At 70.3% G+C, this 13,488-nt stretch carries 13 protein-coding genes; 5 read left to right on the top strand and 8 right to left on the bottom strand.

Annotated elements, in window-relative coordinates; all coding sequences use genetic code 11:
- Positions 1-9: 9 nt before the first annotated feature.
- Genes AC07RM_RS24155 through AC07RM_RS24145 form a run of 3 tightly spaced genes read left to right on the top strand, consistent with a single transcriptional unit; the run spans position 10 to position 3,230 of the window.
- Positions 10-1,440, top strand: a complete 1,431-nt coding sequence (locus AC07RM_RS24155; RefSeq protein WP_495336180.1) for an aminotransferase — start codon at positions 10-12, stop codon at positions 1,438-1,440.
- A complete protein-coding gene (locus tag AC07RM_RS24150; RefSeq protein WP_495336179.1) occupies positions 1,401-2,525 on the top strand; it encodes an ABC transporter ATP-binding protein in 1,125 nt (374 codons plus the stop codon). Before AC07RM_RS24155 ends, AC07RM_RS24150 begins: the two co-directional genes overlap by 40 nt.
- Positions 2,526-2,534: 9 nt before the next feature.
- Positions 2,535-3,230: a GntR family transcriptional regulator gene (locus AC07RM_RS24145; protein WP_495336178.1), complete on the top strand. Its 696-nt coding sequence runs from the start codon at positions 2,535-2,537 to the stop codon at positions 3,228-3,230.
- Between the two features lie 13 nt (positions 3,231-3,243).
- Here the strand turns inward: AC07RM_RS24145 and AC07RM_RS24140 are convergent, their stop codons facing one another.
- The 8 genes from AC07RM_RS24140 to AC07RM_RS24105 are packed head-to-tail and all read right to left on the bottom strand — an operon-like array spanning position 3,244 to position 11,351.
- Positions 3,244-4,287 (bottom strand): histone deacetylase family protein, encoded by a 1,044-nt coding sequence (locus tag AC07RM_RS24140; RefSeq protein ID WP_495336177.1) that lies wholly within the window; start codon positions 4,285-4,287, stop codon positions 3,244-3,246.
- An 11-nt stretch (positions 4,288-4,298) separates the two neighbouring features.
- Positions 4,299-5,342, bottom strand: a complete 1,044-nt coding sequence (locus AC07RM_RS24135; RefSeq protein ID WP_495336176.1) for an ABC transporter substrate-binding protein — start codon at positions 5,340-5,342, stop codon at positions 4,299-4,301.
- Positions 5,343-5,387: 45 nt separating this feature from the next.
- A complete protein-coding gene (locus tag AC07RM_RS24130; RefSeq protein WP_495336175.1) occupies positions 5,388-6,425 on the bottom strand; it encodes a histone deacetylase family protein in 1,038 nt (345 codons plus the stop codon).
- Positions 6,426-6,454: 29 nt separating this feature from the next.
- Entirely contained in the window at positions 6,455-7,207 is a 753-nt protein-coding gene (locus AC07RM_RS24125; protein ID WP_208508358.1) for an SDR family NAD(P)-dependent oxidoreductase, read from the bottom strand.
- Positions 7,204-8,139: an aminotransferase class IV gene (locus tag AC07RM_RS24120; RefSeq protein WP_493211189.1), complete on the bottom strand. Its 936-nt coding sequence runs from the start codon at positions 8,137-8,139 to the stop codon at positions 7,204-7,206. Before AC07RM_RS24120 ends, AC07RM_RS24125 begins: the two co-directional genes overlap by 4 nt.
- On the bottom strand, positions 8,136-8,966 hold the full coding sequence (locus tag AC07RM_RS24115; RefSeq protein WP_431513826.1) for an ABC transporter permease: 831 nt from the start codon (positions 8,964-8,966) through the stop codon (positions 8,136-8,138). Before AC07RM_RS24115 ends, AC07RM_RS24120 begins: the two co-directional genes overlap by 4 nt.
- Positions 8,967-8,985: 19 nt before the next feature.
- Positions 8,986-10,269 (bottom strand): ABC transporter permease, encoded by a 1,284-nt coding sequence (locus AC07RM_RS24110; protein WP_495336174.1) that lies wholly within the window; start codon positions 10,267-10,269, stop codon positions 8,986-8,988.
- Between the two features lie 11 nt (positions 10,270-10,280).
- Entirely contained in the window at positions 10,281-11,351 is a 1,071-nt protein-coding gene (locus AC07RM_RS24105; RefSeq protein WP_495336173.1) for an ABC transporter substrate-binding protein, read from the bottom strand.
- 233 nt (positions 11,352-11,584) lie between these two features.
- On the opposite strand from AC07RM_RS24105, the gene AC07RM_RS24100 reads away from it, so the two are divergent.
- Both AC07RM_RS24100 and AC07RM_RS24095 read left to right on the top strand, forming a co-directional pair.
- Positions 11,585-12,460: a transketolase gene (locus AC07RM_RS24100; protein ID WP_495336172.1), complete on the top strand. Its 876-nt coding sequence runs from the start codon at positions 11,585-11,587 to the stop codon at positions 12,458-12,460.
- 16 nt (positions 12,461-12,476) lie between these two features.
- On the top strand, positions 12,477-13,487 hold the full coding sequence (locus AC07RM_RS24095) for a transketolase family protein (RefSeq protein WP_495336171.1): 1,011 nt from the start codon (positions 12,477-12,479) through the stop codon (positions 13,485-13,487).
- Position 13,488 lies beyond the last annotated feature (1 nt).

Genomic DNA, 13,488 nt, shown 5'->3' with positions numbered 1-13,488 from the left:
CCCCAGACCATGACCGACATCGAAACCCTCTCCCCGGACACGGCGCGCCACAGCGCCGTCGGCAAGGCCGACACGGCACACCACCTGCATTCCCAGACCAACCTCCAGACCCATCGCAGCCGCGGCCCGCTCGTGATGGTGCGCGGCGAAGGCGCCTACGTGTTCGACGAGCACGGCCAGCGCTACCTCGAGGGCATGGCCGGCCTGTGGTGCGCCTCGCTGGGTTTCTCGGAATCGCGGCTGGTGGACGCCGCGCTGCGCCAGATGCGCCGGCTGCCCTACTACCACACCTTCAACCACCGCTCGACCGACGTCGCCTCGCTGCTCGCGGCCAAGGTGGCGGCGCTGGCACCGATGCGCGATGCGCGCGTGTTCTTCGCCACCTCGGGGTCGGAGGCCAACGACAGCATGGTCAAGCTGGCCTGGAACTTCCACATCGCGCGCGGCGAGCCGGCGCGCCGCAAGATCCTGGCGCGCCAGCGCGGCTTCCATGGTTCGACGGTGATGGGCGCTAGCCTCTCGGGCCTGCCGAACATGCATGCCGCCTTCGGCCTGCCGATCCCCGGCATCGTGCGGCTCGAATGCCCCTCGGCCTACCGCCACGCGCTGCCCGGCGAGAGCGACGCGGCCTTCGTCGACCGGCTGGTGGCCGACCTGGAACAGACCATCGAGCGCGAGGGCGCCGGCACCATCGCGGCCTTCATCGCCGAGCCGATCATCGGCGCCGGCGGCGTGCTGGTGCCGCCCGAGGGCTACTTCCCGCGCGTGCAGGCGGTGCTGCGGCGCCACGGCATCCTGATGCTGTCCGACGAGATCATCTGCGGCTTCGGCCGCACCGGCGAATGGTTCGGCGCGCAGTCCTTCGGCTTCGAGCCCGACATGATGGCCTGCGCCAAGGGGCTGTCGGCCGGCTACGCGCCGATCTCCTGCGTGGTGGTGGCGCCGCGGGTCTACGAGGTCATCGAGGCCGAGAGCGGCCGCACCGGCGGCTTCGGCCACGGCTTCACCTACTCCGGCCATCCGCTGGGCGCGGCCGTGGCGCTCGAGGCGCTGTCGATCTACGAGCAGATGGACCTGCCGGCCCATGCCCGGCGCCTCGGCGAGCGGCTGCATGCGAGCCTGGCGCCGCTGGCCGCGCATCCGCTGGTCGGCGAGATCCGCGGCAAGGGCTTCATCGCGGGCATCGAGCTGGTGCGCAACCGCGACACGCGCGAGGCCTTCGATCCCGCGCAGGGCGTGGGTGCCCAGGTCGAGCAGGCCACGCGCGAGCGCGGCCTGATCGTGCGCAACATGGGCGACGTGATCGCGCTGAGCCCGCCCTACGTGCTCGACGAGGCCCAGGTCGAATGGATGGCGCATACCCTCGGCGCCGCGCTCGACGAGGTGGCCGCGCGCGATCCATGGAAGGCACCCGCCGCAGCGCGAAAGGAAGCAGCGTGAACACCACGACGGAACGTCCGCTGATCGAGCTGATCGGCGTCCAGAAGAGCTACGACGGCGAGCACCTCGTCATCCCCGACCTGAACCTGGCGATCCGCCGCGGCGAATTTCTCACCCTGTTGGGCGCCTCGGGCTCGGGCAAGACCACCACGCTGATGATGCTGGCCGGCTTCGAGAACCCGACGCGCGGACGCATCCTCATGGACGGCCGGCCGATCCAGGACGTGCCGCCGCACAAGCGCGGCATCGGCATGGTGTTCCAGAACTACGCCCTGTTCCCCCACATGAGCGTGGCGCAGAACCTGGCCTATCCGCTCAAGATGCGCGGCATCTCGGGGCAGGCGCTGCGCGACAAGGTCGACCGCGCGATGCAGCTGGTGCGGCTCGCGGGCATGGCCGAGCGCAAGCCGGGCCAGCTCTCGGGCGGCCAGCAGCAGCGCGTGGCGCTGGCGCGCGCGCTGGTGTTCGACCCCGAGCTGGTGCTGATGGACGAGCCGCTCGGCGCGCTCGACAAGAACCTGCGCGAGCACATGCAGTACGAGATCAAACAGATCCACCGCGAGCTGGGCGTCACGGTGGTCTACGTCACGCACGACCAGGGCGAGGCGCTGACGATGTCCGACCGGGTCGCGGTCTTCCACGACGGCCGCATCGAGCAGCTGGCGCCGCCGCGCACCATCTACGACGCGCCCGCCACCGACTACATCGCCACCTTCATCGGCGAGAACAACCGGCTCGACGGCACCATCGAGGCCGCGGGCGTGCTGCAGCTGCGCGACGGCCTGCGGATCCCGCTGCCCGAGGCCGGCCAGGGGCAGGCAGCGCATCCGGCAGGCGCGGGCTGCGCGCTGGTGCGGCCCGAGTGCGTGCGGCTGGCCGACGGCCAGGGCGTGCAGGTCAGCGCCGAGGTGGTCGACCTGGTCTACCTGGGCGACCACACGCGGCTGATCGCGCGGCTGCGCAACGGCGACCAGATCGTGGCCAAGCTCGGCCACGGCACGCTGCCGCGCGATACCGTGGTGGGCGCGGACGTCGCCTTGGGATGGCAATCCCGCGATATGCTCGTTTTCGCGCGACCCGCCTGAAAAGAACCCGTGAAACCCAAGATCAAACCCATCGACAAGACCAACCTCGCCGCGCGCGTGTACTCGAAGATGCGCGAATCGCTGATCGCCGGGCGCTTCATGCCCAGCGACCGGATCCGCATCAGCGAGGCGGCGCAGATGTTCGGCACCAGCGACACGCCGGTGCGCGAGGCGCTGCTGCGGCTGGTCAGCGAGCATGCGCTCGAGATGGAAACGGCCAAGCAGATCATCGTGCCGCCGCTGAGCCTGGAGCGCTACATCGAGATCCGCACGGTGCGCGTGGCGCTCGAGAGCGCGGCGGTCGAGCAGGCCGCACTGAAGGTCAGCGACAAGGACGTGGCGGAGCTGGTGCGGATCAACAAGAAATTTGCGCAGGCCGAGGCGGCGCACCATCCCGAGAACCAGCTGCGCTACAACCGCGAGTTCCATTTCGGCGTCTACGAGCACTGCGGCCTGCCGCGGCTGCTGTCGATGATCGAGAACATGTGGGCCTCGATGGGCCCGATCCTGCGCGCCTTCTACGAGAAGTCCGATGGCTCGTACGACCAGGGCTACGGCCAGCACGATGCGCTGCTCGACGCGCTCGCGCGCCGCGATCCGGCCGCCGCGGTGACGGCGATCCGGGCTGACCTGATGTCGGCCGGACCGAGCATCGAGCGCTTCCTCAAGGAATACGAGCAGAGCCTCGAGGCCGCCGAGGCCTGATCGGCCCGCGCGCTCAGCGCCAGGCGTCGAGGAACGCCACCAGCGACGCTCCGACCACGGCGGGGTTGTAGCCACCCTCCTGCACCAGCACCGTCGGCAGGCCCAGCGATGCCACCTGCCGGCCCATGCCGGCGAAGCCCGTTTCCGTGAGCCGCAGCCCCGCGGCCGGGTCCGCCACGTGGGCATCGAGGCCCAGCGACACCACCAGCGCCTGGGGCGCGAAGCGGTCGATGCGTTCGAGCGCAGCCGATAGCTGCAGCAGGTAGTCGGCGTCACCCGTGCCCGCGGGCAGCGGCAGGTTCAGCGTGAAGCCCTCGCCCTCCCCTTCGCCGCGCTCGTCGGCATGGCCCGCGAAGAACGGGTGGTAGTCGACCGGGTCGCGATGCAGCGAGACGAAGAGCACGTCGGCGCGGCGCCAGAAGATGTCCTGCGTGCCGTTGCCGTGGTGCACGTCGAGGTCGAGCACCGCGACGCGCGCGAAGCGCTGGCGCAGATGCTCGGCGGCGATCGCCGCGTTGTTGAGGTAGGTGCCGCCGCCGGCCATGTCGGCATAGGCATGGTGGCCGGGCGGCCGGCACAGCGCGTAGGCGCAGCGCGCGCCGCGCAGCACGCGTTCGGCGGCCTCGACGGCCAGGTCCGCGGCGGCGCGCGCGGCCTCCCAGGTCGTGGGCCCGATCGGGGCCAGCTGGTCGTGGAAGTGGAAGGCGGCGCGGCCCTCGACCGAACGCGGATAACCCTCGCCGTGGCGCCGCATCGCGAACACGTTGGCATGCACCTCGGCCGAAGCACCCGACAGCGTCGACCACTCGGCATGCGCCGTGGCCAGGAAGTCGAGGTAGCGCGCCTCGTGCACGCGCGCCAGCGGCGCCAGTCCGTGCGAGACCGTGCTGTCCTGCACAGTGAAGCCCGCCTCGCCGAGCGCGGCGTGCATCGCGTCGACACGCTCGGGCACGTCGCGCGATGTGCGCCATCCACCGCGCGCGCCCAGCAGCCCCGGGCGGTGCAGCGCATGCAGCGGCGTGTGCAGGATTTGCAACCCGCTGGCGTTATCCGCCATCGCCGTGCCGTTCAGTTCGACACCCACTTCGCGAAGCGCTGCTGCAGCTCGTCGAGATGGTCGGCCCAGAAGGCGGTGTTCTGCAGCAGCGGCTGGTCGATGTTCTGCGGCGCGTTGGGCAGTTTGTCGAGCACGGCCTTCGAGAGCAGGGCCTGCGCCTTCGGATTGGCCGGGCCGTAGGGGATGGTCTCGGCGAACAGCTTCTGCTGCGCCGGCGCACTCATGTAGTCGATCAGCGCGAGCGCCTTGGCCTTGTTCGGGCTGCCCTTCACCACCACCCAGTCGGTCGGCCCGTAGACCTGGTTCTTCCACACCATCGCGAGCGAGCGGCCCTCCTTGTTCGCGGCGTCGATGCGGCCGTTGTAGGCCGAGGCCATCACCACCGCGCCCGAGGCCAGCCATTCGATCGGCTGCGCGCCGGCCTCCCACCATTGCACGTCCTTCTTGATCTGGTCGAGCTTGGCGAAGGCGCGGTCCTGGCCGGCCTTGGTCGCCAGCAGCTTGTAGACCTCGGTGGCCGGCACGCCGTCGGCCATCAGCGCGATCTCGAGCGTCTGCTTGGCCTGCTTGCGCAGCGCGCGCTTGCCGGGCCAGCGCCTGGTGTCCCAGAAATCGGCCCACGATTTGGGGCCATCGGGCAGCCGCTTGCTGTCGTAGCTGAGCACCTTGGCCCACAGCATGGCCGGCACGCCGCAGGGATTCATCAGCTCCCTGGGCAGGTCGCGCGTGGCGGGCGCCGCGCTGGCCCAGTCGATCTTCTCGAGCAGGCCCGAGTCGCAGCCGACCACCACGTCCTCCTCGTCCATCTGCACCAGGTCCCAGATCACGTTGCCGGACTCGACCATGGCCTTGACCTTGGTGAGGCCGACCACGTTGCTGTCCTCCACCAGCTTCTCGGACTTCGCGGCGGCATAGGGTTGCCAGTAGGCCTTGCGGAAGGACTCCTGCAGCGCGCCGCCGACGCTCACGACGGTCAGGTCGCGCGCAAAGGTCCACGGGGCGGCGAAGGCGAGGCCGGCCAGGACGAGGCCGCGCAGGGAAAGCGAAAGGTTCATGGGAACTCCGGGAGAAAGGAACGGGGAGGAAAGAGAGAAACGGGCTCAGGCGCGCAGGCCGCCCGTGAAGCCGTCGAGGAAGTGCACGAGGTTGGCGCCGATGTGGTCGCAGTCGTAGCCGCCCTCCTGCACCATCACGCTCGGCATGCCGAGCCGGCCCAGGCGCTCGCCGATGCGGCGGAAGCCCTCGGTCGTGACCTTGAGGCCCTTGAACGGGTCGTGCTCGTGCGCATCGAGGCCCAGCGAGATCACCAGCGCGTCGGGGCTGTAGGCCGCGAGGCGGCGGCAGGCATGCTCGAGCGCCACCAGGTAGGCGTCGTCGCCGGTCTCCGCCGGCAGCGGCAGGTTCAGGTTGTAGCCCAGGCCCGCGCCGGCGCCGCGCTCCTGCGCGTAGCCGCAGAAGTAAGGGTGGTAGTTCGTCGGGTCGCGGTGCAGCGAGACGAAATAGACGTCGGAGCGTTCGTAGAAGATGCCCTGCGTGCCGTTGCCGTGGTGCACGTCGATGTCGATCACGGCCACGCGGCGGCCATGGCGGCGCAGCAGCTGCGCGGCGATCGCGGCATTGTTGAGGTAGCAGACGCCGCCGCCGCGCTCGCGGTAGGCGTGGTGGCCGGGCGGCCGGCAGATCGCGTAGGCCGCCTTGGCGCCCTGCAGCACGCGCTGCGCGGCATCGGCCGCGAGGTTGGCCGAGGCGAAGGCCGCGGCGGCCGTGCCCGGGCCGATCGGCGAGGCCAGGTCCTGCATGTGGTAGCCGGCCTGGCCGACCACGCGCTCGGGGTAGCCGTGTTGCAGGCCCGGCACCGCGAACACGTTGGGCACGATCTCGGGCGCGGCGCCCGGGATCTCGGACCAGCGGCGATGGCCGTCCTGCAGAAAGCACAGGTAGTCGGGCGTGTGCACGTCGGCGACCGGGCCCAGGCCATGCTCGGCGGCGACCACGAGTTCGCAGCCGGCCTGCACGGCCGCGTCGCGCAGCTGCTCCGCGCGGTCGATGCGCTCCTGCGCGGGCGTGAAGCGGCCGGTGACGAAGAAGAACGAGGGCTCGTGCTCGCGGTGAATGGGGGTGTAGAGGACGGGAAGCATGGGTGTCTCGCTATCGAAGGGAGGAGCGTTCAGGCGCGCGGTGCGCCGGGCAGCGGCGGCGTGCGGTAGCCGGCGGTTTCGCCGCCATCGACCGTGAGCACCGCGCCGTTGATGAAGCTGGCCTGCGCCGAGAGCAGCCAGCAGACCGTGTCGGCCACCTCGCCGGCCTCGCCGAGCCGGCCGGCGGGAATGCGCCGCGTGAGCGCGGCCAGGCGGTCGGCGTCGGCGATCACGCGCGCCATCATCCGCGTGGCGATCTGGCCCGGGCACACCGCGTTGAAGCGCACGCGCTCGCCGAACTCCAGCGCCAGCGCCTGCGTGAGAGCGATCACGCCGCCCTTCGAGGCGCAGTAGGCCGCGAGCCCCTCCTCGCCGACCTTGCCGGCGATCGAGGCCACGTTGACGACGGCGCCGCGCTGTGACTTCTGCAGGGCCGGCAGCGCCTTCTGGCTGAACAGGAACACCGAGCGCAGGTTGACCGCCATCAGCCGGTCCCAGTCGTCGACGCCCAGCTCGAGGAAGGCGCTGCGCGAACCGGCACCCGCGTTGTTGACCAGCCCGTCGATGACCCCGCCGCCCAGCGCCTCGGCGCGCGCGACGACCTCGGCCACGGCCGCGGGGTCGGACGCATCCGCGGCCGCGAAGTGCGCGCCGGTGTGCTGCGCGAGCGCCTCGCCGGCCGCGGTGTCGCGGCCGGTGAACAGCACCTGTTCGCCGTTGCCCGCCAGTTGCGCGACGATGGCCGCGCCGATGCCGTGGGTGCCTCCGGTGACGACGATCATGCGAGCTCCTTGCCGCCGCGCGCGGCGGCCACGTTCTCGTAGGGCACGGGGGTGTTGCGCGGGTCGTCCGCCGCGCGCTGCCAGTACATGCGCTGCAGCTGCTGCGTCAGCGGACCGACCTCGCCGTTGCCCACGCTGGCCTCGTCGAGCCGGGTCACGGGCATCACGCCGCCGGCGGTGCTGGTGATGAAGATCTCGTCGGCCTCGCGCAGCCGCTGCACGGGGATGTCGGCCAGTTCGCAGCCGATGCCGAGCTGGCGCGCGAGCTCGATCACGGTGCGCCGCGTCATGCCCTCGAACACGTTGCGCCGTGGCGTGAACAGCGCGCCGTCCTTGGCGCCGAAGATGTTGAAGCCCGCGCCCTCGGTCACGTTGCCTTGCGCATCGGGCAGCGCGGCGACCAGCGCGCCGCGGTCGTAGGCTTCGAAGATGCCCATGGTCAGGTCGAGCCAGTGGAAGTTCTTCACGCGCGTGTCGATCGCCGCGCTCGCGATGCGCTGCACCTGGCTGATCACCATCGCGAGCCCCGTGCGTTGTTGCGCCGGCGTGCCGATCCACACGAAGGGCTGCGAGAAAGCATAGAAGCGGTTCTGGCATTCGCGCGGATCGCGCGAGCCCGGCGGCGGCACGCCGCGCGTGCAGGTCATCTGCACATAGGCGTCGCGCAGGCCGCTGAGCGCCACGCATTGCTCGAGGATGTGGCGCATCTCCTTCTTCGAGAGCGGCAGGCTCATGCGCAGCTCGCCCATCGACCACAGGAACCGGTCGATGTGGTCGTCGAGCCGGAAGAAGCGGCCCTGCCAGACGTGGGCCACGTCGTAGGTGGCGTCGGAGCGCACGAAGCCGCGGTCGACGAGGGGGATGCGGGCGTCGCGCAGCGCGACGTACTGGCCGTCGACGTGGGCGACGCCGGCGGAGAAGTCTGGGTTCATGAGGAGCTTCCGGGGTCCTGGGGGCGTTGAACAGGGGCCGCGCGCTGGCTCAGCCAGGCCGACAGCGTGAGCGCCACCGCCGCGACGACCATCAGGAAGGTCGACATGGCGATGATCGAGGGGTCGATGGTGTCGCGGATGCCGTCGAACATCTGGCGCGGCAGCGTGCGCTGGCCAGGACCGCCGATGAAGATGGCGACCACGACCTCGTCGAACGAGGTGATGAACGCGAACAGCGCGCCCGAGACGATGCCCGACATGACAATCGGCACCACCACGGTGAAGAAGGCGCGCACGGGCGAGGCGCCCAGGCTGTAGGCGGCGCGCAGCAGGCCCATGTCGAACTGCTGCAACGTGGCCGTGACCGTGATGACGACGAAGGGCGTCGACAGCACCGCGTGCGCAATGACCAGTCCCGGCAGCGAGGCCGTGAGCCCGATGCGCGAGAACAGGAAGTACATGCCCAGGCCGGTGATCACGGGCGGCACGATCATCGGCGCCATCAGGAAGCCCAGCAGCGTGCGCCGCGCCGGCAGGTTGCGCCGCGCGAAGGCGAAGGCCGCGAGCGTGCCGAGCACGGTGGCGATCAGGGTCGAGCACACGCCGACCACGAGGCTGTTGCGCAGCGAATCGAGCCAGGGGCCGGGCGAGAACACGCGCTGGTACCACTGCGTCGAGAAGCCCGGCAGCGGGTAGGACAGGAAGGAGCCGGCGCTCAGCGAGATCGGCGTCATCGCGAGCAGCGGCAGCAGCAGGAAGCACACCATCAGCGCGCCGTACAGGTAGTGCACGGCGCCGGCGGCGCGGGCGAATTGGCGGTGGGTCATGCGAAGGGGTTCCCGTCTTTCACTTGATGCCCGCAAGCTGCTTCACGCCGAGCGTGGAAGCCGCCACCAGGTACACCGCCATCACGCAGGCCAGCAGCATCAGGCCGAGCGCCGAGGCCATGCCCCAGTTGACGGTGTTGTTGGCGTAGAAGGCGACGAAGTAGCCGAGCATCTGCTCGCGCGCGCTGCCGACCAGCGAGGGCGTGATGTAGTAGCCGGCGGCCACGATGAAGGTCAGCAGGCCGCCGGCCGCCACGCCCGGCAGGCTCAGCGGCAGGTAGACGTGCAGGAAGCCGCGCACCGGGTGCGCGCCGAGCGAGGACGAGGCGCGCATCAGGTGCGGCGGGATGCCCTTGAGGCTGTTGTAGATCGGCAGCACGGCGAAGGGCAGCAGGATGTGCACCATCACGATGTAGAGGCCGGTGGCATTGAAGATCAGCGCGAGCGGCTGGTTCACGGCACCGATGGCCTGCAGCAGCGCATTGACCAGCCCGTTCTCCTGCAGCACCACGATCCAGGCCGTGGTGCGCGCGAGCAGCGAGGTCCAGAAGGGCAGCAGCACCGCCAGCATGATCGCGAAGGCGATCGGCTTCGGCGCCTTCACCAGCAGCGCCGCGAGCGGATAGCCGAGCAGCAGGCAGGCCAGCGTGACCGCGCCCGCGATCGACAGGGTGCGCCAGAGGATGTCGAGGTAGATGCGCTGGTCGGGCTCGGCGCGCACGATGCGGCCCTCGTCGTTCTCCGCCATGTCGAGCGCGGCCAGCAGGTAGCGCCCGGTGTAGGGCGTGGCGGCGCGGCGCAGCGCGCTCCAGTAGGCGGCCTCGCCCCAGCGCGGGTCGACCTCGAGCAGCCAGGTTCTGGCATCGTGTGCGGCGGGCGCGTCGGTGCCGGCGCGGCGCGCAGTCTTCATCACGAGCGTGCGATAGCCGCTGATCTCGTAGTTCATGCGGCGGCCGAGCTCGCCGATGGCGCGCGTGCCCTGGGCCTGCGCCATGTCGGCGGCCAGCGCGGCGAAGGCGGGGTCGCCGGGCAGCGAGCCGGCCGCGGACTTCCAGTCGGCGAGGACTTGCGCGGTGCGCGGCAGCGCCTCGCGCACCTCGGGGTTGTCGACGGCACGGTGGATCATCATCGCCAGCGGCAGCAGGAAGAAGACGGCGCCGTAGATCAGCAGCGGCGCCACCAGCAGCAGCGACACCAGCCGCTGGCGCCGGCCCGCGCGGTGGGTCGAGCGCCGGAGGGCCGCGCCGGCACCCGCCGGCACAGCGGGAACGGCGAGCGAGACGGCGGAGGAACCGGTGGACATCGTCGCGGGCCTCAACGTTGCGACACCCAGCGCGTGAAGCGCTGCAGCAGCTCTTCCTCGTGGTCGACCCAGAAGGCGGTGTCGAGCAGCAGCGCGTTGCGCAGGTTCTGCGGCGAGGTGGGCAGCAACGGGCGCAGCGCCCCGGGCATCGCGGCGGCGGCGCGGGTGTTGGTCACGCCGTAGGGAATGGCCTGCGCGAAGGCGACCTGGCGCTGCGCGTCGAACATCGAGTCGAGCAGCGCGTAGGCCTGCTGGCGGTGCGGGCTGCCCTTGACGACGGTCCAGTAGTCCATGCTGTAGAGCTGGCCGTCCCAGCTGAAGCGGAACTGCTTGCCCTGCTGGTTGGCCGAGGCGATGCGTCCGCTGTAGGCGGCGGTGGCGGCCAGCGTGCCGCTGTCGAGCCATTCGAGCGGCTGCGCGCCCGACTCCCACCAGACGATGGAAGGCCGCAGCTGGTCGAGCTTGGCGAAGGCGCGGTCCTGGCCGGCCCTGGTGGCGAGCACCTTGTAGACATCGGCGGCGGGCACGCCGTCCGCGAGCAGCGCGATCTCCAGCGTCATGCGCGGCTGCTTGCGCAGGCCGCGCTTGCCGGGCCAGCGCCGGGTGTCCCAGAACTCGGCCCAGGTGCGCGGCCCGTTGTCGCCGAACTTGCGGCCGTCGTAGGCCAGCACCTTCGACCAGACGAAGGCGCCCACGCCGCACCTGGCGAAGGCCGCGGGGTTGATGTCCTGCGCCTTCGCGAACTGCTTGCGGTCGATGGGCTCGAGCAGGCCCTGCTCGCAGGCCGAGGCCATCTCGTTCTCGTCCATCTGCACCAGGTCCCAGGTCACGTTGCCGGTCTCGACCATGGCCTTCTGCCGCGCGTAGCCGCCGGGGTAGCTGTCCTCCACCAGCGCGATGCCGCCCTGCTTCCTGAACGGCTCGAAGTAGGCGCTGCGAAACGCTTCCTGCAGGGCGCCGCCGAAGCCGACGACCGTGAGATCGGCCGCCATCGACGCGGTGGCGGCGGCGGCCAGCGCGAGGAGCGCGGCGAGTTTGGAAATGCCTGCGCGACAGCGGGAACGCGCGGATGCAACCGTCATGGACAACCTTCTGGACAGTGGGTGGGAAATCGGACTTTGCAGGTCTCGATCAGTGATGTAGGATATATCCTATATGTTGATTTCGAGCGAGACAAGTCTTTTTTCGCCCGACCCGTTGATGGAAAACCCGATGGAGGACGCAGCCCCGGCACGACGCTCCCGAACCCTTTAGCCCGCCCGCGGCGCATGCCCATGCACGCGGGCTTCTCTCACCCCCTAGCCACGCAATCGATATGCCATTCCCGTCCGAATCACCGCCCGCCCCGCCCGCCCTGTCCGCGGAAGAGCTCCACCGCCTGCGCGAGAAGGCCCGCTTCATCCGCCTCGAAACGATCCGGCTGATCGAGATCGCCAAGGTCGGCCACTACAGCTCGGTGTTCTCCGCCGCCGAGCTGTTCGCCTCGCTCTATTACGACGTGATGGACATCCGCGCCAACGAGCCCCGCTGGCCCGATCGCGACCGCTTCCTCATGGGCAAGGGCCATGCGGCGGTGGGCCTGTTCCCGATCCTCGCGGAGTACGGCTACATCGACCGCGCCACGCTCGACGGCTACACCCGCCTGGGCAATCCGCTGGGCGACCACCCCGACATGCGCAAGGTGCCGGGCATCGACTTCAGCTCGGGCTCGATCGGCCATGCGCTGTCGGCCGGTGCCGGCATGGCCTTCGGCGGCCGTATCGCGAAGCGCGGCTTCGACACCTTCGTGATGCTCGGCGACGGCGAGATGCAGGAGGGCCAGGTCTGGGAGGCGGCGATGTTCGCGGCCCACTACCGGCTCTCGAAGCTCATCGCCATTGTCGACCGCAACGGCTTCCAGCTCGACGGCCGCGTCGACGACGTGATCGGCATCGAGGGCCTGGCCGACAAGTGGCGCGCCTTCGGCTGGGAGACGCACGAGGTCGACGGCCACGACCTCTCGGCCCTCACGCAACTGCTGCGCCGCCTCAAGCAGGACGCGCGGCGCGAGCGGCCCGCCTGCGTGATCGCCCACACGGTGAAGGGCAAGGGCGTGTCGTACATGGAGACCGAGCCCGGCTGGCACCTGGGCTACCTGTCGCCCGACGACGCCGCGCGCGCGATCGAAGAAATCATGCAAACCGAAATCTGACCACGAGGCCCACCCGATGTCCCAACCCCTCTCCCCCGAAAGCTGGCAGTACCGCTCGCTCAACGCCACCACGCCCGGATTGGGCATGCTGTCGGACGCCCTGATCGAACTCGCCGAGGCCGGCCATCCGGTCGTGGCCGGCTCGGCCGACCTGCAGTATTCGAACGGCCTCAACAAGTTCGCGGCCGCCTTTCCCGAGCGCTACATCCAGTTCGGCATCTCCGAACAGAACATGGTGTCGGCCGCCGCCGGCCTCGCGACCACGGGCCAGATGCCGTTCGTGGCGACCTTCGCTTCCTTTCTGGGCCTGCTGTGCTGCGAGCAGATCCGCATGGACGTGGCCTACAGCGCGCTGCCGGTGCGGCTGATCGGCCACCACACGGGCATCTCGCTCGGCTTCTACGGTACCTCGCACCATGCGACCGAGGACATCGGCACCATGCGCTCGATCGCCGGGCTCACGATCATCTCGCCCGCGGACGGCCACCAGCTGAAGGCCGCGATCAAGGCCTCGGTCGACTGGCCCGAACCGATCTATTTCCGGATCGGGCGCGGCCGTGATCCGGAGATCTACGCGGGCGGCATCGACTTCCGCATCGGCAAGGCGATCGCGCACGGCCAGGGCACCGACCTCACGATCATTGCCTGCGGCATGCCGGTCTTCTCCGCGCTCGAGGCGGCCAAGGCGCTGCGCGCCGAGGGGCTGTCGGTCGGCGTGCTCGACATGGCCACGGTGAAGCCGCTGGACCGCGCGGCGGTGCTCGAGGCGGCCGGCCGATCGAAACTGCTGATGACGGTGGAGGAGCACAACGTGCTCGGCGGCCTGGGCGCCGCGGTGGCGGAGGTGCTGTCGGATGTCGGCGGGTCGGTGCGCCTCGTGCGCCACGGCATCCACGATGAGTACAGCCTGATCGCGCCGCCCACGCACCTGTACCGCCACTACATGCTGGATGCCGAGGGCGTGGCCCATGTCGCGCGGCGCGCGATCGCGGGCGAGACGGTTCGGCCCGGCGCGGTGCCTGCCTGAA

It is taken from the genome of Variovorax sp. GW821-FHT09B05 (assembly GCF_059418265.1).
This window is presented reverse-complemented; position numbering and strand designations above follow the sequence as displayed.